Origin of the sequence: Tolypothrix tenuis PCC 7101 (assembly GCF_963874875.1) — a bacterium.
GTDB lineage: Bacteria > Cyanobacteriota > Cyanobacteriia > Cyanobacteriales > Nostocaceae > Aulosira > Aulosira tenue.
Map to the genome: position 1 here is coordinate 8525325 of NZ_CAWNJS010000001.1, position 20087 is coordinate 8545411.

A 20087-nucleotide genomic window follows, 5' to 3' on the forward strand; every position below is an offset into this window, starting at 1 on the left:
AGAGGTGGATGAATGGACAACCCACCCCGTAAGCGCAAAAAAGCCACCTCTACATCCAGTGACTTACAACCAGCAGTTAACCCACAAAATAGCTCTCCTCAGAACAATCAGGATGTAGTAACCATTGATGTTCCTGCTGTTGAAGTACCTGAATTAACTCCAGAGGAACAAAGCGATCGCCTGCACCTGGAGCGAAAAGTTGAAAGAGCGTTTTTTGAAGCGGGTAAGGCACTGGCAGAATTGCGGGATCGCAGACTCTATCGCTCCACCCATCGCACATTTGAGGAATATTGCCGCGATAGATTTGGGCATAGTCGGCAACAGTCGAATTATTTAATTGCCGCAGCTGGTGTTTACGAAAATCTGACAACCATTGGTTGTCAAAATGTGGCGAATCAAGATTTGACAACCATTTGTTGTCAAATTCTGCCCACTAATGAGCGTCAAATTCGCCCACTCAATAAGCTAGAACCCCAGCAGCAACAGGAAGTTTGGCAAAAAGCAGTACAGAAAGCTGGTGGTAAAGTACCGACGGGAAAAATCGTCAAAGATATCGTGCAGAGTATCATGGAACGCACCCAAGTACCCAACAGCTACCAGTTGGGTGAAGTCTGCCAAATCTTAGCCAAGGACAATCCCGAACTCAGGGGCAAAGGCGGTTGCTGGGCGATTGTCACTCAAGTTAACGACTTCACTTGCACCGTGAGGACTTGGGATGGAGAACTGACGGTGGGGCTGAAGCATCTGAAGTCTTACGAATACCTACCTGAGGACTGTCAGCAGATGCAGGAGGTGTGCGATCGCATTTCACGGGTGTATTCAAGTGGGCTGGGGGAATCCGTGCAGAGCTTTCTGGAGTCGTTGGGGAAGCTGAAGCGGGTTTATTTGACGGGGTTGGAGGAGAAGGTGTTGAGGGTGCTGGAGACTGAGATGAAAGACTGATGCAATAATGCTTTGGGTAATTTATTGTGTAAGGATGAAATTTTGGTACTGATTATCAGAGAAAGAGCGACGCTAGAACAAGTTGAGCAAATGCTGCAAACGTTGAAAATTTACATTAAAGTTGCAGTAGATATAGAAAGAGGGATATTAGCAGGGGGAGGAGAAAAACACGCTTTCTGTGAAGCAGCATTACTCGAAGATGGTAGTAGACAACGAGATATTTGGGGTGCTGACTGGACTCCTTTTAACCAATCCATTGCCTATGAATCGATTATTAACATTCGCCCTAGTCAGAATAATCGCTCAATGCTAATTCAAGACTCAGCAATTCAAGAACGTGTTAAACAAATCACTCAGGAGTTAATCGGTGGTTATGAACCAGAAATTAGATGAAAAACAAGCAAGGTTTCAAAGTGAAAATACATCAAATCGCTTAGGACATATAGCTTCTAATTTAGCCAGGTTGAGAACATTTTGCAACACAGATTACCCTGAAGCAGTTGAAAGTGTGGCAGATGAAACTATGTATTTTATCGAATGGACAGCAGCAGACATTGAACCGGAATATGCCGAAGAATTAGTCAACATTCAAGTTCAAATAGCACGGTGGAAATTAAAATTTGATAGTCTTTGGTCTGATGAGAGTGAACGCAGAAATATGTCCGAGCAAGCTAGTACTTGGTCAGCGCGAGTATTAGATATGTCAGGTTTGTTGTCCGAATCTATCTAAAATTTTAATCGTGCTCGCATTTCTGGAGAGTGCTTTTGCGTTACCCTCATCTCAATTAAGCTCGTTACGATTATGTGTCGGCAATTGAAGCACTTCAGAAAAACGTGAATACTTAACCGCATCGGTAGGAGGATAATCTGCTGACACTGCGATTAACCCAATTTTTATATCCTCGAAATAAATCACACCTCCAATACGCCGTTCAGCCTGGAAAGGCCCATGAAAAAAATGATACTTTGCAAGATAAATCGATAAAAAGTCAGTAATTTTTGTTTCCCTGCCAAACATTTGGTGACAAGTCTTGCGGATGACAGTATGTAGATATTCATTATGGATAGGCTCACCCATATCAGTAAATTCCGGATGATCTGCAAAATGATCCATATAAAATAACCAGATATTAGACAAGTCTGCGTCATGAGTCAGTTTTTGCTTGAGTTCTTGCAATCGATTGATATTCATATTGTGGATATTAATGCGGTGGAACGAGCAAACAGCACTGTTAAAAATCTAAGTAGATTATTAGAGAATTTAACTTAATTCAGTCTTGGCTCACAGTTTCTCCTATTCCTCAACTATTATTAGGATTTGCTAAACTTCAATAAGAGTGTTTATAGGCTCACTTCTCCACTTTTTATATTCCTGACTCACCCCGATTTTGTATTTTCCTCTGCTTAGAGTGACAAATGAGGGTTAAATTCGATCAACTTTTCCCTGCCTTGAACTTCAGTTTAAGGCAGGGAGAAGTTTTTTATGTCTAGCTAAATGGACACCAAATAAACCGTCGAATTTACGTTCCAATCAGTTGAGAATCTTTTTGTGAAGGCATACTATCTTGTACTAGAGAACGATTTGGTGATTTGCCTTGTAACAGATTACTAGCAAATGCAAAAGTCGCGTTGACTTTGCGAGTCCGCCACTCATCTATAAGCTCTTGTACTTGGGTAAGAGACATTCGCTTTGTCATTGCTTCATAAAGATAAGCAGCATGAGTAGTTTCATCTTTGGCGACATTCAAAATACCCAGTTTCAAATTGCGAGCAATAGGTTCATCATCGGGTAATGCCTTCGCCATCCTCGGAAAGTCTTTGCTAGCATCTAACTCCAGAATGTAAGTGCTACCCATGAATACATTCCAGTCAATCACAGCAGGTTTTAGTTGTTCTGGAGTGTAACCTTCAAAGAAGGCGGCAAAAAATGGACTACGCTGCTGTTTTGATTTATCTGTAGATGTGGTTTGGGGTTGACTCTTCCAATCGATAACTTGTTTATTGAGTTGTTTTAAGCCATGAGCGAAAATTTGACCGTGCCGAGTTTCATCTGATGCGTGTTGTTTGAGCTTTTGAGCTAACCATGTGTCGCCCTCGGCTGCGGCACGTTCGCTGAGTGCTGTTAAAAAAGGCACAGAACCAGATTCTGCTAACTGAAACCCAGCCAGGATATTAGGGCGAGTTTTAGAGTCACGGATCTGAGCAGCACTGTAGTAGGCGAAAGCACCAGAACCTACTAGATGCATCACATAAGTCAACAAATTCATGAGAGATTCCCGCTAACCTTTCTTCTTATGGTAAACATTGAGCATGAGGGATTGGGGATTGGGAAAATTATAAGAGCGTCAGTACATGGAGCAACACAAAGCGGGGGTTAGGGGATTTTGCGGGTGTTAGGAGTGAAGAAATGATGCTTTTGAGGCTATCACCCCAACGGCTGTTGAAAACTCTGGACTAACCGAGCCGTAACATAGCAATCAACTTTTATTAAAGCGAAGCTGTATTTCAGGCGTGAAAACGTGAAACTATTGCTATGACTTGGCGTAGATGGTTAGATGTAGGGTGTAGTAAAAATCAAAAAAGCCCAACATTAAGTGCAACCTTAATAAATTTAGCGGAATTAGAAATTAACTTTAGCTATGGAAGACCAGCCTTTGATAGGTTTCCCATAGACCTGTAGCGCAAGTTATTAGCTCGTCATTGTCGCTCACGTGCAAGTGTACTTGATTATACGGTTTATTCAATGGGGTATGAACCATTTAGGCAGGCGATCGCTTCTTATCTAGCTCGTTCTAGGGCAGTTCAGGCGCAGGATTATCAGCAGATGCAGGAGAATGCAATCGCACTTCCCGGGTGTATTCAAGTGGGCTGGAGGAATCAGTGCAGAGGTTTTTGGAATCGTTGGGGAAGCTGAAGCGGGCTTATTTGACGTTTGTTAAATAATATTTGACAGTTCTGCTCGTTACCTCTGGTTGAAATAGGCTATTTATGTAATGCTAAGGGGATTTAGGAGATGCCAAAAAAGAGCCAGAGCAATTCTCAGGGTAATCTTAAACAAGAAACCTCTGTTGGTTCGCGCATCCTTGAAGCACTTACCGAAGGTGAAATTTCCCAGCTACTCGACTCCTTATTTGTGGTTTTATCTGACGAACAGCAAGAAACTGCATTTGCTCAACTGCAAGCGAATACCCGGGAAACTTTAACTCAAATCATCACTCCACCTCAAACAGTAGAACAGGTAAAAACAAGCAATATTCGACCAACTTCTAATGCAAAATTAGCTCAAACTTGGTCGCAACTATGGGAACAATGGAATCAGATTATTTGGCAAGCATCCCAAGAAGAGGGGAAATATATAGTTCAAGAAGCCAGCTGGGAAGAACCTTATTTTGATGATTGTACTTTTGTTGAAGATTTAGAAGTAGTTGCACAACAGATGAAGCCATTGGTAAAAACAGCTTTTGAGAATGGCTTTAGTAATGACGATGGTTTTGCAGCCAGTTTGTTATCAGCAGAAAGCGAAATTTCTAATGGTATACCCGACTGGATGGAAATTGCTAACGGCATTAATTTGGAAGGAGCAACAACAAGCTGCTTGTTGGAGTGGGAGTGGTTGTTGGTGCAGTCACAAAGACAAGATGGGTTCAAATTAGCTCAAAAAATTAGGGAATGGTCAGAAGAATTTACTGATACCAGTTTAAATGATGAAGCTGTAATCGATTTTTTCTCTAATTTATCTGATGTTCAAAAAAAAATAATTTTAGATGGAATGACAGCCAATAGAGAAAGTAAAGAGTGGAAGTCAGAACTGGAAAACACTTACTCCTATTGGCATATCATTTACATGGAATTGATGCAGGAATTTGCAACACCAGAGATATATTTGAACAATCTCCGGGCTACTATTTCGCAGCAATGGCAAAATGGTTTACCTGTGATTGAGGATTTATTGGGTAAACAGGAATATCGAGAAAGTCTCACAGTGATTCAAGAGACTTTGGATGCGTTGTTAAAAAACAAACAAGATCAAAATCCCTGGACACCAGAAAATTCGCTGCTGTTTGTTGTTGTGGGCGGATTTTCCTACGCTGCTGGGAATGGGGAAGAGCACAAAACTTTACTTCGCTATTATCAACAAGCTGTTCGAGAATTGGGAGAAATAGAACGAGCGAATGCTTTAGAAATTCAGCATATTGCTTTTGAATATTGTTACGACTGGTCGAGTATGCTCAAAGCTTTTGCTGAGATACCAGTAAGTAAAGATACTCAGAAATCCTTGTTTACTTCTTGGCGTGAATCAATAATTAAACGTAGTACACCTTACAGATACTCAGATTTTTATACAACTTCAAAAACCGTAGATAATTGGTGGTTGCATTGGTTACTAGATAGTATTACGACAGAAGCAAAAGGACATACTTGGTTTAGGCAACGAATTATCGAATGGTTGGAGAAATTACCTGGAGATCCGGCACAACTGGGTAGGGAATACAATGTAATACATTTGTTAACAAGAGATTTGACCCAAATAAAGTACCAAGAAAAATCCCCATTACCTAAATTTTATGAGGTCGTGATTCAAGCAAACCAACTATCGACACCAGATGAGATTTCTCGGAGAACGTATCTCCAAGAATATGCACCCCCCGATTTATGGGAAAGAGTCTTGGCTTATTGGCAAGCAAATTTACATAATTTCGTACCATTACCAGAAGCATCTAAAAGCTCAGATTATACGAAGAATGCACAATGGATGTCTGCCTTAAAAGAGTTAGCACCACAGAATTATCACAGCTTGTTGTCCCAATGGAAAGCCCAGCACAAGCGACGGTCTAATTTGTGGAAAGCGATGAGAGATTTGGGATTGATGTAAACTCACCAGATAATGGGGGCAAATGAAGCTTTGTTTGAGCCTTGCTACTTCCTTTTGCCACGCTAGATAATTTCTACCAACTGTTCCTTGACAATTGGTTTAGTTCTTCTTCCGTTTTGGCTTTTACTGTCTTTTAGCTCATGACAGTGATGCTCTGGCACTAGAGTATCCTCTGTATACTGGTAACTCGCTGGCTACCTACCCTACCACAAGCACGGTTTCGGATGGCAGGGGGAGTTTAGCAATAAATTCCCTCGACCCTAGCTAATTTTTTGTGCCACTATGTAGTGCAAAACGGCGTTCAGCGGGGCGTGCCCATATCGTATAGACGGCATAAGCGCTGATTGCAAATGCTGCCATGACACTAGACATAGCGATTGCGCTGTGTCCATCATAAAGAAAAGCCACTAACCCACTAGCTAGTGAGCCGCCTAGCATTTGCAGAAATCCGACTACGGCGGCTGCAACTCCGGCATTTTCTGGTACTGGCTGGATGGCACTATGCATCGCATTCGGTGAAACTATTCCGCGACAAAAGGTATTCAGCACTAGCAACGGCATCAGGGTAGCAACTTGCGCTGCACTACTCATTGACACAACCACAAGTGCTACCGTGGAAACAACACCAACAATTAAGCTAACACTCAATAATCGTGAAGGTGGCACACCTTGGATACTCAAGCGCCCATTCAGGAATGAGCCGACCGTAATTCCGAAGGCGGTGGATGCAAATAGCCAACCGTAGACTGTGGTTGAGACACCGAAAACGTTGAGCATCACTAGTGGCGAGCCGGCAACGTAGGCAAACATACACCCAAAGTACAGTGCATTAACCAGGGCATAGCTAAGGCAAATGGGATTGGTGAGAATTTTTCCGTAATTCTTGATGAGCCGACGCGGTTTAATTGCATTGACATCACGCTTGTCTAGAGACTCACTCAATCCAAAAGCAACAGCCAGTACCAGCAGTAATCCTCCTACAGCCAGCACACCATAAATTCCTCGCCAACCTACAATTGCCAAAACCCACCCACCAATTGTCGGTGCAATCATTGGTGCTACACTCATCACCAAGTTGACGTAAGAAAGTTGTGCCCGTGCTTCTGACCCCTCGAATAAATCGCGGACAATTGCCAACGTCACCACCATACCAGCACCAGCACCAGCACCCTGAACTAAACGCCAAGCAATCAAAGTCTCAATTGTTGGTGCCACAGCACAGATTGCACCAGCCAATGCAAAGATTCCACAGCCAGCTAGTAAAACGGGTCTGCGTCCATAACGATCTGAAAGCGGGCCAAAACCAAGCTGCGCGATCGCAAAACCAAGCATAAACAAACTAAGTGTTAATCCCACCGCCCCTGGTGAAGTGGAGAGCGCCGCACCGATCTGAGGAAATGCTGGTAGCCCCATATCGATTGACAAAGGCGGTAGTGCAGAAAGCGCTCCCAGCAGGATTGTAAAGCCCAGAGATTTGGGTTGAATTCGCATTTTGTCAGCTTTTTAGTTGTTCACAACTTTGAAGATTCATCCTTCTGCTAAGCTATAGCGTTTCTCAGTCTGGTGAAGTACGAAATTACCCCTCCCCAACCCTCCCCTTGGTAAGGCTACGGTGTACACAGAAGTCTTGAAATCCTACCTGGAAGGGGTTTTAAACTCAGATAAAAATCGCTCAAAACCTGTCATTGCGAGGAGGAACGACGAAGCAATCGCAAGGTGCTGGGATTGCTTCGCTACGCTCGCAATGACGATTTAAGGGGGTTGAAATCCCTGAAACGTATGCGGAGAGTACTTGTGTGTACACCGTAGCCTTGGTAAGGGGAGGGTGCGCGATAGCGCGGGTGGGGTGTATTTCATTTGCTTGGGAATTGCTATAATGCGCGCCTAAATTGTATAACTACTCAAGAAGGCTGTTAACAGTTGACTGTCAACGGTCAACCGTCAACAGCCCTCATGAGGGATTGTGCAACTTAAAAGCAGAATAGCTTATCTGCTTTTCTTTAGTAAGAGTGCTTTGAGTATTTTAACTGATAGAAAAAAGGCGCTTTATTTTTAAATCTTACAGATGAGCGATTGTAAAATAGTTGCACTCATATTTTCGTAAATTTTATGGAATTCATTATGCACTGAACACAAGTAAGCGATCGCTGCCTGCTTGCTGTGATTAGGAACTAGGAAATCCTCAATGGCGTAATCACCCGAATATCGGTTGCGGTTGAGCAAGCAGATGAGTTCGGGCCAATTTACCATCCCAGTACCAACGGGTGCCCATTCCCAAGACCAGCCTTTGTTACTAGAGAACCAAGATATATTTTTCACATGGATGTTATCGATATGGGAACCGATTAACTTCAAACCAAACTCCCAATCTTCTTTGCCTTCCACCATCATATTGGCGGGGTCGAAAGTAATCGCGATACAGCCAGGATCGAGGTCGGAGGTTAACAGATAAGCGCTGCTAAAACTACTCATTACCGTTCCCCAGTGCAATTCCAGTAATATCTTGACACCTGCTTTGTAAGCTTTGCGTTCGATCTGGCGTAGCTTTTTGTTTAAAGTTTTGATCAACTCCACTGGTTCGCGGTCAGTGACTTCAAACGAAGGAATGATTTCCTTAACATTAGCAATTTTGGCTACGGATGCACCATAACTTTTAGGTAGAACCAAGCGTGCTTTTGGCACAGCCATTTTCTGGCAGCATTCAAGCAGTTGGTCTACGGAGCGATCATCTTCTACAGGTATGTAGGTGTTGAGCACTGGTACTGATAGATTAGCCTGTTGCAGTTGTTTCTTGATGAAAGTACCTTGAGCGCTCAACTCCTGCAAACTTTTGTGGTAATCATCACTAACTCGCAGTTCGATTCCATGATAACCAGATGCTAAAGCGATTTCTACTACATCTATAAACGAAAAGTTGGGTAAAGTTGCCGTACATAAATTCAGATTTAGAGACATTGGTAACTTCTCAATACTGTGTACAACTAAATCAAGGCCATCTCCTTTTGGAAAGGATATATGAGTAGCCGATCGGGATGATTCAGGTTTTGCAAGGCATACGCTAATAATTCTTGAGTCCATTGTGTAAACCAAGCAAACACCAAATTGACTTTTTCAATAGCCTCAGCACGTGTTTGTTCATCCATTTCAATCTCTGCCAGGATGGCATGGTCGTTTGTCATCGCATGACCAGATTCTTTACTAAAATGGAATTCCCCACAGTAGCGTAATTCTATACCTGTTTCGGCTTCAATTTGTTTTGCTAATTTGCCCATCAGTTCAAACAAAACGTTGCCTGTTTCTTCAATGGCTTCGATAATAGCTAGACGTACAATACTCGATGAACTATAAATCAAATGAGCTAGCTTGTGTGATAATAGACGATTCACTGCTGTGCGATCGCCCCAGAAAAACTGTAAAGACTCAGTAGCCGAAAGTTTTTCGCGATCAAAGCCCAATTTGATAAAGTCTTCCAAATACCAAGGCCAGTGATGATCGTCCTCATAGGAATGTTCGTTCACCATTGCCTGATAAGGATCTGCGGTTGGTTCTTGGCGCATGACGTAGCGATTTAGATCGCCAAAACTCATGATAAAAGGAGCCATGCAGGGATAAAATTCTAGCCGCTGACGAGCTGATAATGTCTCATCCCGTAAAAAATCAAAAAATGGCAGATGGCTGTACTGTTTCTTGAGGTTTAAAATGTGACGTAACGTAGTTTTCATATTTTCTTTCCTCAGAATTAATCAGAAATTTGTACTTTGTAGATGAGCGATCGCTGGCTGAAAATAATTTTTTACCTCTTCTTTGCAAAGTTAGAATCTTTGGTGAGGTGGCGATGCTCCCGATTTGAAAACAGGCAATCTATTTCTGTGCTTAAGATTTTTAATAGTTATTACCAGCTTCCCCTCTAAATCTAAAAACGTAAATAGGGATAAATTAAGGAGTTTGATTTTCACAAATCAGCTACAAAATAAGGTAACTTAAGCTTAAATAAGAAAATTTAAGGAGAGGTCATCTCTGCGCTCACCCATTCGTGAGAGGTTAAGGTAATTGCACAAATGTCTGCAAGGGTGTAGGAAAAGGAGATAAATCCAGCTTGAAGACTGGCTTTCGTATGGCTTTGACAGCGCTTAAATCTTGATTTTCTGGAGTAGCACAGTACTTAATAAGCTCATCCACCTTCCCCTCCTCCGCGCACGATTATCATTCTTCTTTAAATTATTGTGAGTATTTTAACTGATTGACAAAATGCGCTTTATTTGCAGCTCCCCCGAATGCACGTGGTGCAGGCTTGCCCGTGCCTTCTCAATTACACTTCGAGCAAGATTTCGATTTTATATAAGAAACATTAATCCATAACCAGTGAATCTGAACTCCGCACCCCTTGTCGAATGCCCTGAGAATCGACGTAAAGAATCCAATCGCTGTAGTCACTGGCCCCGGAACGTTTCCGACAAGCCTTCCGCCGCTACTTAGTGCCTCTACGCCGCAGTGATTGATCCGTATTCTGACTCCCCACCACTTGAACTTCCAGCACACTCGGCCATTACTACAGCCCTGTTTCGTTTGGAGGGGAACCTCCGCAGATTGCTCGTCTTGCCTTAAGGCTGCAGCTGTAAGATCGCCAGCAGCAACGGCGGTTTGAAATCCGTTCACCAAATTGTTCGCGGCTTGTTTTTCCTGAGCGTTCAAAGAGGCAACTGCTTGCGCGTTCACTGCCAGTGTTGGCCGTGCTGCCGCCTCATCGCCTCCAGCTACGGCACTATCAACAGGTGCTGAAGGTACGGTGAGTTGAACAAGGTTGCCTTCAAGTGCATCTAGTGCCTCATCAATTTGATCTGCTGATGCAGCCAGGGACTGCGATCGCCTTGCCGCATCTTGAGCAGAGAGACGGCTCGATGGAGCCGTTGCGATCTCAGAAACTAACACCTGTCTGACGTTCCCCGTCTTTACTGGTATCCCTGGGCTTGGGGTGCTTGTTTGCGCGAAGCCCTTCCTTATAAAACCGCTTCCTAACGTTACGAAGGTACCATACACCATCAGCATAAAATTCCTGCGCTTAAAACCGTTTTGCATTACAACTACCTCTATCTCTGTTGATTGAATGAGCATCAATATGGTATTGAGCCCTTGCTGTGTCTGGGTTTGATAATTTTTTTTCCAGGGGCGACAATCGCCTCTAAGCCCTGCAGATCCTAAAGATATTTGTTTAGAACTTGGTATTGGAGTTTGGACAAATTTTCAAGAAAACTAAATTTGTCCAAAGCCAAATCATTGCTATCACTTTTATTACCAGTTTGCCTTTTGCACTCAAAAAGTAAAATGGGGATAACTTAAGGAGTTTGATGAAAAAATCTAGCTATAAAAAAGGTTTAGTTAAGGTTAAGTAAGAAAATTTAAAGAGAATAATCTCAGTAGACCGATTATGGTGAACCATCACCAGATGAAGCACCATATATTTTCCCACCCAACTAGGCAAGCTATGGATTTCAGCCATTTGAATATTTTTTGGGAAAAAATCTGGAAAGTTAAGATCTCAGACTGTAGCTCAATAATTGTAGATGTTATACATCCCTGAGCAATGGACTTTGAAACAGCATTGAAAATAGTAGATGCAGCAGTTGTTGCCCACACAAAAAGACATCTAAAAGATATTGAAGTGATCGTGCTTCGCAGATCTTGGCAAGGCCAGAAGTATAAAGAGATTGCCAAAACTTATGGCTACACTACCGACTACCTACAACATGATGTTGGCCCTAAGTTATGGCAGATGCTGTCAGCAGTATTTGGGGAAAAGGTTAGTAAAAAGAATTTTCAGGCGGCAATAAAGCGGCAGATGGGGTTACAGTTGTTGGCAGTTCCAAAGCCTCCAGGGGTAGAAGAAGTAGAGGAAGTAGCTAAAATTTCCCATTTTCAGGCGCTTAATCATCGGTATCAAGATTGGGGAGAAGCAGTTGATGTATCTGTTTTCTACGGGCGTACAGAAGAACTGGCTGTACTAAAACAATGGATTGTCAAAGACCAATGCCGAGTTTTGGCACTACTGGGTATGGGCGGTATGGGGAAAACTGTCTTATCTGTAAAGTTAGCCGAACAATTTCAGGAGCAGTTTGACTACGTGATTTGGCGAAGTCTGCGTCATGCTCTACCCCTCAAAGACCTGCTCGCCGAGCTAATCCTATTCTTATCCGACCAACAGCAAACGAATTTTTCAGAAACGGTAGACGTTCTAATATCACAATTGATTAATTATTTACGCTGCTCCCGTTGTCTGCTAGTCTTGGACAACTTCGATGCGATTTTAGACAGTAGTGGTGTGTCAGCTGGGCAGTACCGAGAAGGCTATGAAGAATATGGGGAACTACTCAGACGCTTGGGAAGCGAACGCCACAAAGGCTGCATAGTATTGACTAGCCGGGAGAAGCCCAAAACGCTGGCACTGTTAGAAGGCGAAACCCTACCCATTCGCACTTTACTACTAGCAGGTTTAAGCGTAGAAGAAATCAGCAAAATCTTGCAAGCCAATGGATGTTTCTGTCACTCACAGGCTGATTGGCAGAGCTTGAGGGAGCGTTATTCCGGCAATCCTCTAGCACTCAAGATTGTCTCTACAACTGTGCGAGATTTATTTGATGGTAGCATCAGTGAGTTTTTAGAACAAGGAGCGATCGCCTTTGGAGAAATTAATACATTGCTAGACGAGCAGTTTCAGCGGCTGTCACAGATAGAAAAGCACCTGATGTATTGGTTAGCGATTAATCGAGAATTGGTAACGCTTGCCCAATTGCGAAAAGATTTTGTGCCAACGATATCGCAGCCAAAATTACTAGAAGCATTGCAATCTTTAGGGCGACGATGTCTAATTGAAAAGAGTAATAGGCTGTTCACTTTACAGCCTGTGGTGATGGAGTATGTGACAGAACAGTTCCTCGAACGGGTTTATCAGGAAATAGTTGAGAAAGGTGAGGACACAGAGGTTAGGAATGAAACCAATCCTTCATCTTTGTTTCTCAGTCATGCCTTGATGAAAGCTACTGCCAAAGATTACGTCCGAGATAGCCAGATTCGCATCATCATAGCACCACTTGTAGCTCTGCTAGTCGGCAAGTTTAAGTCTAAAAAGGATGTGGAGTATCAGCTTCATCAAATTCTATCTGGGTTGCGATCGCAAAGCGCGCCCAAAGAAGGGCGATCGCAATTTGCCAATTCCGTGGGATACGCTGGCGGAAATATCATCAATTTATTGCGTCAGCTTGAGATTGACTTGAGGGGTTATGATTTCTCGCATTTGACTATTTGGCAGGCTTACCTCCAGAATGTAAATCTGCAACAGGTAAACTTTGCCTATGCCGATCTCGATCAAACTGTTTTTACCAAAATTATCGGTGGTGTTATTTCCGTCACATTTAGTCCGGACGGAAAGCTATTAGCTACAGGTGATACCAATGGTCAGCTGTGCTTGTGGCAAGTTGCAGATGGCAAGCAACTGCTCACCTGTGAGGCACATGACAGTTGGACGCTTGCAGTTGCCTTCAGTTCAAATGGTCAAATTCTCGCCAGTAGTAGCATTGATCGAACCGTGAAATTGTCAGATACTCGTACGGGTCAATGCCTCAAAACCTTACTGGGACATACTGCTTATGTAGATTCAGTTGCCTTCAGTCCAGATGGTCAAACTCTCGCTAGTGGCAGTTGGGATCAAACAATCAGGCTATGGAATATTTACACGGGTGAATGTCTGAAAATTTTGCCAGGACATGACAATCATGTCCACTCAGTCGCCTTTAGCGCAGATGGTCAAACTCTCGCTAGCGGTAGTTTGGACTGTACTGTCAAGCTCTGGGATGTGCAGACAGGTGAATGCATCAAAACACTTCAGGGACACACCAGCCGAGTTTGGTCAGTCACCTGTAGCCCTCAAGGTAAAATCTTGGCTAGTGGCAGTGACGATTGTACCGTGAAGCTCTGGGATCTACACACAGGTAAGTGTCTAAAAACATTTTCAGGACATACTGATAGTGTAAAGTCAGTTGCCTTTAGTCCTCAAGGTGAAACCTTAGCCAGTGCCAGTGTTGATAAAACCATTAAATTATGGGAGGTCAGCACGGGGCACTGCTGCCAAACATTGCAAGGACACAGCAACCAAATATGGTCGATTACATTCAACCCAGCTAGCCACACCCTCGCTAGTGGTGGTGAAGAACAAGCAGTGAAGTTATGGGATACCAAAACAGGCAAATGCCTGATGACGCTACAGGGTTATAGTAATCCCATATTTTCAGTTGCTTTTAATTCAGAAAGTCAGACTATTGTCAGTGGTAGTGAAGACGGAGTGGTAAGGTTATGGAATGTTTCCACGCGTGAATGCAGCCAAACACTACAGGGGCATAATAAGCGGATCTGGTCTGTTGCTTTCAGTCCCGACGATCGAACTCTAGCTAGTGGCAGTGAAGATCGCACCGTGAAGCTTTGGGATGCCTATACTGGCCAATGCCTACACACATTGCATGAGCATACTAGTTGGGTCTGGTGCGTTGCTTTCAGTCCCCATAGTCGAACTCTAGCTAGTGGCAGCGATGACTGCACCATAAAGCTTTGGGATGTCCTCACAGGGCTGTGCCTCAAAACGTTGCAGGGACATACTAGCGTAGTTTCGGTAGTTATCTTTAGTCCAGATGGTCAATTTATAGTTAGTAGTAGTTTAGATACCACAATTAAATTGTGGGATGTCCGCACAGGGCTGTGCCTCAAAACGTTGCAGGGACATACAGGCCCAATACTTTCAGTTACCTTCAGCCCAGATGGGCAAACGCTGGCTAGTGGTAGTTTCGATCAAACGATCAAGTTATGGAATTTCCGGACAGGGCAGTGCCTCAAAACATTGCAGCAACCCAGCCAGATCAAGTTCATGGCATTCAGCCCAGATGGTCAAACCCTAGCCAGTAGCGGTGTTGAAGACCAAACGATTAGCCTATGGAGCGTCAGGACTAGCCAGCGTTTTAATACTTTGCAAGGACACCTGAAAATAGTATCATCATTTAGCTTCAGTTCGGACAGTCAGACTTTGGTCAGTAGCAGCTTAGATGAGACGATTAAGCTGTGGGATGTGAATACAGGTGAGTGCTTAAAAACCTTGAGAGTTGAAAGACCCTATGAGGGCATGAAAATCACAGGTGCTACAGGTCTGACAAAGGCACAGAAAGCCATATTGATAGTGCTGGGGGCAGTAGATTAGAGTTGACACCTGTACGACCATGACAGTTCTCAAAGCCTGAGTTGAAATTTCATTGAATCTTTATGAGAGAGGGAGCAATGCTATTTTGTGAGGTCGGATAAAAAACAAGCGTTCACGCAGTATGCCGTAGGTATCACTAAAAACCACATTTAAGTAAAAACTAATCAACAAATGTATAAAAATTTGATGCAAATGAAGCTATTAGCTTTCTTCGACAAAACACTGGTATCTTACAGCGAAGTGGCGCATATAGATGGCTTAATTGAAAGGATAGTTATTTTTGCCCACCGACATAAATATGAGAATAAGAAGGTAGATCGCGATGCCTTAGTGATAAAGAAGTCAGGTTTATGGCTTATGCTAACTGGATTATCAGCGAGCCTGAGAATTTCAATATCAATTCAACCAGACAAAACTGAAATAACATTAAGTGATTATGTCAAAGAATTTAGGCTAAAACAATTTATTTTTTTAGCTACTTTTTTGATTAGCTCTCCACTATTTTTTTGGAGTAATTTTGCTGGCATTTTTCTCATTCTAATTTTCCCTGCCTATGGTGCATTTAGGCAATATAAGTTGATAGAGGACATGAAAGTAGAAATTGATGATTATTTTGCACAAAGATTGGCAAAGCCGAATACAGCACGAAGGTAGTGTAGTGCGATCTCCCCTAAGGTAAAGCAGTGATGATTTGGGGAGAGGTTGAGAAAGGTGTGATGAGGGGTGATCGCTGTACAATGTTGGCTAACAACCCCAATGCACACCCCTCTGTTGTTCAATTTACACCCACAAAAGTTTTTGTCTACCATTCGACCTCATGATTTGTAGATGAACTTGAAAGTATTATTGAGTAAACAACATTTGCAATTAACTGTTTGGAGAGAATTGAGTGTGGTTCTGGCAAAAGGACTCGATTGAATACGAAATCTTCAAAAAATACGAGCGAGCATTAGTTAGCATCGGCGTTAACTTTTCTTCTGATGAAGTCCAAAGCGCTCTGGAAGCTGGTAGTTACGGGCTAGAGGATGCTTTAAGAAGCACTATCGATTACGTGCTATGGTTGCATCAAAATGAAAAGCAAATTTTTCCCAACGCTATATTAATTCGTGCTTTAGTTGAGCAGTGGAAGCCAAAAGCATGGCGTGATGATTATTTAGAACTACCAATGTTGGAATCGCCAGGGCAAAGATGGTGGAATGCCGCAGCATCAATGTGGGGGTATGATACAAGAAATCAACTTGTTGCTGATGTTTGCTATCTTGACGGTAGAGAATTCATCAAATTTACCAATGGCAAAGAAATAACGGTAGAGACTGCTTGGCGCTGGGAATGGGAAAGAGTTCTCAAATATGCAACTAGTTGAAAGCGTTGTTTGCAGGATTTGCCTCAGGGACTTCCAATTTCAAAATGGCACTTTTGTGCCAATAACTTGGTGATTTTTTGCCAACTATTAACGGCTCAGTAAGGGTAAACTATTGAATCCTTGTAATTAGATAACAGGTTGAGCAACATGCAATATTCCAAGTAGTGCCTAGACTATGATCCACAGTACTAACTATGACCAACCCAAAATCAAGCCATAAACTTTATCCAGATAAATAATGTCTTTTATATTGATATCTATAGTTGGAATTACTGTAATTTCAATTTTACTGTGGTTGCTCGCATCCAATTACAGAACTCAAAGAGCATTAAGGTGGTGGCATAGTAGGCAATTAGCAAGGATGCGTCAGGAAGGAGAAGCTATCCGCAATGAAGTGCTACAAAATACATTTGTTCTGCGTCGGCATTTGGAGTCGCCTTTACCTACTAGTTCTGAGAGTCAGCATAAATTAAACACACACTATTTAGAAAATATCGAAAAATTCCATTATTCCCTTAAAGAACTAAGCGACTATTTATACCCTGCTTATGTTGATGAGAGTTTACCCTTAGCAATTCGGCATATGCTAGATACGTGGAATAAGCGCTTTCCTAGCCTAAATATACAATACGAGCTACCAAATGAATGGCGCGAGGAATCGCGCGATCGTAGTCAAGTAATTTTAATAGCACTAGAAGAATTACTTAATTACTGTGTATCGAATACTTCAACTAATTTTTCTCTATTCGTCAGTTTAACACTACAAGGAAACTTGAACGAATTGATGATTAAATTTACAGATTTAGATGTATCTAAATCTACTTTGACCGCAGCTACTACAGATGATTTACTTCACCTCTGTCGTGCTTTGAAATTTTGGCTATCCGGTAAGTGTTCTCGCTACCGACAAAATCAGACAGAGATTTGGTACTTGCGTTGGTAATGTCCTAAATGAGACTGTAGAAGAGAATAAATTTGCTGATTTGACTTTTTAATTGAAAAATCGTCTTTTTCTGTAGCTTATCAGGTGATTAATTATGTCTCAGGCAGTTTCCGTGGAAAATTTGACATTTTTGGTGGTTGACGATCAAGAGTTAGCGTTATACGCAACAATCAATGTCTTGAAACCGCAGTATCCAAATGCAAAGATTATCGAAGCTCAGACTGCACAAGAAGCACTCAACCTGATAGTAAATAATTTGCCCGACTTGGCTATTGTTGATTTGTCAATGCCAGAGACAGCAGGAGAATCTGCCCGAACTGATGCAGGAATTCAGCTATTGCGGACGTTAATGGAGAAGTATCGCAGTCTCAATATTGTAGTGCAAAGTGCCTATCCTCGCTCTTTAATTCGTTTAAAACCTTTAATTAGCAGTCATGAAGGAGGGTTTACCGTTGCAGATAAAAGTTTATCAATGAAGGAGATGTTAACTAAGGTCGATTGGGCACTTAATGGTGTAATTTATACTCCCAAGGAAATGCGTGTAGTGCTGGAGGTCAAGCCGGAATGGTTGGAGATGTTGGATTTGGCTTTTAATAAGGGGTTACAAGATAAGGAGATTGCCAAACAAATGCAGATTGCCGAACGAACAGTCCGTCACTATTGGAAAAATGTTCAGGATGTTTTGGAAGTTTACCCAAATGAAGGTCAAAATCTACGGATTCAAACAGAAATTCGGGCAAGGGAAGAAGGTTTAATAGATTAATTTTTGGCTACGAATTTAGTAAAAATTTATTATTTTGATGGAAATTTGATATTCAGAAATATGAGTATACGGCGTATTGGTGTATTACCGGGAATTGTGGCAATTGGTTTTGTAGTCGCAGCACGAATGCTAGGTTCACTGCAATCATTAGAACTGGCTGCATACGATACGTTTATGCGTTTGCGTCCAGATGAACCCATAGATGAAAGAATTTTGATTGTGGGAATTAACGAAGAGGATATTCAAAAATTAAAAGCTTATCCAGTTCCCGATAGAGAAATTGCTAAGTTATTACGAACATTACAAAGTTATCAACCTGCTGTGGTTGGGCTAGATATTTATAGAGATATGCCTGTTGAACCAGGACATAAGGAATTAGCTAGTGTATTTAAGGAGATGAAAAATTTAGTTGGTGTAGAAAAGGTTTTGCCAGATATTAGTGGTATGACAGTAAAACCACCTCCAGATTTACCAAATGAACAAGTAGGCTTTGCTGATGCAATTTACGAAGCAGATTGGACAAGACGTAGAGGTTTATTAGGTACTTCAAATTTACAAGATGAATGGCGATTTTCTTTGTCACTTAATCTGGCAAAGATATATTTAAAAGAAAAACAAATTTCTTTAGGAAATGTAACTAATGATCAATATGGAATGAGCTTTGGTGTCACGAAAATTGTACGGTTTCTCTCTAATTCTGGTGGTTATATTTCTGCTGATGATAAAGGAAGCCAGATGTTAATTAATTTTCGTAGTAATTCTAATCCTTTTCGTGTTGTTTCTTTAGAACAAATTGTAAATAGGAAAATTCAACCTGACTGGATTAATGGCAAGATTATTTTAATTGGGATGACTAGTCCTAGCACGAAAGATTATGTATTATCTAGTGCAACAAAAAATCAAGCTCCTCCCTGGATTTATGGTGTAGAAATAAATGCTCATATAACCAGTCAACTGATAAGTGCTGTGCTAGATAAACGACCTTTCATCAATTCACTGGGGGAATTTTGGGAATATCTATGGATTATTACTTGGGCTGTTATTGGTATTTATTCAGCAAGAAAATTTAGTTTCCCGATAACAATTCTTAGCCTAATTTTTCTATCTTATGTATTACTTGTTTTCTGTTGGTGGCTTCCAGTTGTTCCGCCTCTTTTAATATTATTTTTTCATGGAATCGGTACAGTTTTCGCAGCAGTTGAGAGAGAGAATGAAAGTTTACAAGTACGAATTCAGGAACGTCAGTTAGTGATTAATCAAACTTTTGACATTATTCATAATGGCCCATTACAAATTCTAGCTCGGATGATGAGACAAGTTGAGGATAATAATCAGGAAATGTCACCACAACAATTTTTATTAGAACTACGCCAACTTAATCAAGAGTTACGAGGTGTTTATAAACTCGTAAAACAAGAAAGCTTGATAGGTGGTAATAATTTTTATCTTAGTCAAGAACGAGTAATCGATTTACAAAAACCTATACATGAAGTTCTTAATGAAGTATATTTGGATGTGTTTGAGAGAGATTTCCCAGGCTTTAAAACAATTAAAATTAATGTAGTAAAGTTTGAGCCTCTGAATGAGAGAAACTTGAATATTCAACTAAGACACAAAATTTGCCGTTTTCTAGAAGAAGCACTATGTAATGTTGGTAAATATGCTCAAGATACTACTCGTCTTGAAATTATTTGTAAGCAAAATGAAGGAAAAAATATAATTAGAGTTACAGATAATGGTTTGGGAATTAATCAAGTGAGTGACTCATCCCATCAAGGATTTGGAACTCAGCAAGCATTGACTTTAGCGAAACAGTTGGGAGGAGAGTTCCAGCGTTGTGCTAATTCCCCTAAAGGAACTATCTGTCAACTCACTTGGTCTTCTGAAAAGATATTGCAGTGGAAGTGGTAAATAACAAGTTATGAAATCATGAAAGAAATCTATAACTCTGATTTTTGTTAGCATTTA

18 protein-coding genes and 1 pseudogene are annotated in these 20087 nt (G+C 41.7%); 12 read left to right on the forward strand and 7 right to left on the reverse strand.

Annotation, left to right across the window (positions count from 1 at the left end; all coding sequences use genetic code 11):
• The first annotated feature begins 12 nt into the window (after positions 1-12).
• The 3 genes from AACU25_RS33635 to AACU25_RS33645 are packed head-to-tail and all read left to right on the forward strand — an operon-like array spanning position 13 to position 1672.
• Complete coding sequence (locus AACU25_RS33635) at positions 13-942, forward strand: hypothetical protein (RefSeq protein WP_096583143.1); 930 nt, start codon at positions 13-15, stop codon at positions 940-942.
• Positions 943-984: 42 nt separating this feature from the next.
• Complete coding sequence (locus AACU25_RS33640) at positions 985-1335, forward strand: DUF5674 family protein (protein ID WP_190446018.1); 351 nt, start codon at positions 985-987, stop codon at positions 1333-1335.
• A complete protein-coding gene (locus AACU25_RS33645; RefSeq protein ID WP_190446017.1) occupies positions 1316-1672 on the forward strand; it encodes a hypothetical protein in 357 nt (118 codons plus the stop codon). Before AACU25_RS33640 ends, AACU25_RS33645 begins: the two co-directional genes overlap by 20 nt.
• Before the next feature lie 51 nt (positions 1673-1723).
• Here the strand turns inward: AACU25_RS33645 and AACU25_RS33650 are convergent, their stop codons facing one another.
• Entirely contained in the window at positions 1724-2134 is a 411-nt protein-coding gene (locus AACU25_RS33650; RefSeq protein WP_096583147.1) for a hypothetical protein, read from the reverse strand.
• Positions 2135-2202: 68 nt separating this feature from the next.
• Here AACU25_RS33650 and AACU25_RS37035 point away from each other — a divergent pair.
• Positions 2203-2350 (forward strand): annotated as a pseudogene (locus AACU25_RS37035) (IS701 family transposase); the annotation flags it as partial.
• A gap of 112 nt (positions 2351-2462) precedes the next feature.
• Here the strand turns inward: AACU25_RS37035 and AACU25_RS33655 are convergent.
• A complete protein-coding gene (locus tag AACU25_RS33655) occupies positions 2463-3209 on the reverse strand; it encodes a rubrerythrin family protein (protein WP_096583149.1) in 747 nt (248 codons plus the stop codon).
• A gap of 266 nt (positions 3210-3475) precedes the next feature.
• Between AACU25_RS33655 and AACU25_RS33660 the strand changes: the two genes are divergently transcribed.
• Positions 3476-3622, forward strand: coding sequence for a hypothetical protein (locus AACU25_RS33660; protein WP_321206885.1), 147 nt, complete (start codon positions 3476-3478; stop codon positions 3620-3622).
• A gap of 333 nt (positions 3623-3955) precedes the next feature.
• Positions 3956-5815 (forward strand): hypothetical protein, encoded by a 1860-nt coding sequence (locus tag AACU25_RS33665; protein WP_321206884.1) that lies wholly within the window; start codon positions 3956-3958, stop codon positions 5813-5815.
• A gap of 264 nt (positions 5816-6079) precedes the next feature.
• On the opposite strand, the gene AACU25_RS33670 is transcribed toward AACU25_RS33665, so the two are convergent.
• The 5 genes from AACU25_RS33670 to AACU25_RS33690 form a co-directional block, all read right to left on the reverse strand.
• Complete coding sequence (locus AACU25_RS33670) at positions 6080-7306, reverse strand: multidrug effflux MFS transporter (protein WP_096583151.1); 1227 nt, start codon at positions 7304-7306, stop codon at positions 6080-6082.
• A gap of 561 nt (positions 7307-7867) precedes the next feature.
• On the reverse strand, positions 7868-8770 hold the full coding sequence (locus tag AACU25_RS33675; RefSeq protein WP_190446016.1) for a sugar phosphate isomerase/epimerase family protein: 903 nt from the start codon (positions 8768-8770) through the stop codon (positions 7868-7870).
• 26 nt (positions 8771-8796) lie between these two features.
• Entirely contained in the window at positions 8797-9537 is a 741-nt protein-coding gene (locus AACU25_RS33680; RefSeq protein ID WP_190446015.1) for a hypothetical protein, read from the reverse strand.
• Positions 9538-9856: 319 nt separating this feature from the next.
• The gene (locus tag AACU25_RS33685) at positions 9857-9994 is read right to left on the reverse strand and encodes a hypothetical protein (RefSeq protein ID WP_190446014.1); all 138 of its coding nucleotides are present in this window, start codon (positions 9992-9994) and stop codon (positions 9857-9859) included.
• A gap of 126 nt (positions 9995-10120) precedes the next feature.
• Positions 10121-10891, reverse strand: a complete 771-nt coding sequence (locus tag AACU25_RS33690; protein ID WP_190446013.1) for a hypothetical protein — start codon at positions 10889-10891, stop codon at positions 10121-10123.
• 505 nt (positions 10892-11396) lie between these two features.
• On the opposite strand from AACU25_RS33690, the gene AACU25_RS33695 reads away from it, so the two are divergent.
• The 6 genes from AACU25_RS33695 to AACU25_RS33720 all read left to right on the forward strand — a co-directional run bounded on the left by AACU25_RS33695 (position 11397) and on the right by AACU25_RS33720 (position 20030).
• On the forward strand, positions 11397-15050 hold the full coding sequence (locus AACU25_RS33695) for an NACHT and WD40 repeat domain-containing protein (RefSeq protein ID WP_096583157.1): 3654 nt from the start codon (positions 11397-11399) through the stop codon (positions 15048-15050).
• 192 nt (positions 15051-15242) lie between these two features.
• Complete coding sequence (locus AACU25_RS33700) at positions 15243-15704, forward strand: hypothetical protein (RefSeq protein WP_190446012.1); 462 nt, start codon at positions 15243-15245, stop codon at positions 15702-15704.
• A 235-nt stretch (positions 15705-15939) separates the two neighbouring features.
• On the forward strand, positions 15940-16413 hold the full coding sequence (locus AACU25_RS33705; protein ID WP_096583161.1) for a hypothetical protein: 474 nt from the start codon (positions 15940-15942) through the stop codon (positions 16411-16413).
• Positions 16414-16651: 238 nt separating this feature from the next.
• Positions 16652-17356: a hypothetical protein gene (locus AACU25_RS33710; RefSeq protein ID WP_339382102.1), complete on the forward strand. Its 705-nt coding sequence runs from the start codon at positions 16652-16654 to the stop codon at positions 17354-17356.
• A 94-nt stretch (positions 17357-17450) separates the two neighbouring features.
• On the forward strand, positions 17451-18119 hold the full coding sequence (locus AACU25_RS33715) for a response regulator transcription factor (RefSeq protein ID WP_096583165.1): 669 nt from the start codon (positions 17451-17453) through the stop codon (positions 18117-18119).
• Positions 18120-18179: 60 nt separating this feature from the next.
• A complete protein-coding gene (locus AACU25_RS33720; RefSeq protein ID WP_096583167.1) occupies positions 18180-20030 on the forward strand; it encodes a sensor histidine kinase in 1851 nt (616 codons plus the stop codon).
• Positions 20031-20087 lie beyond the last annotated feature (57 nt).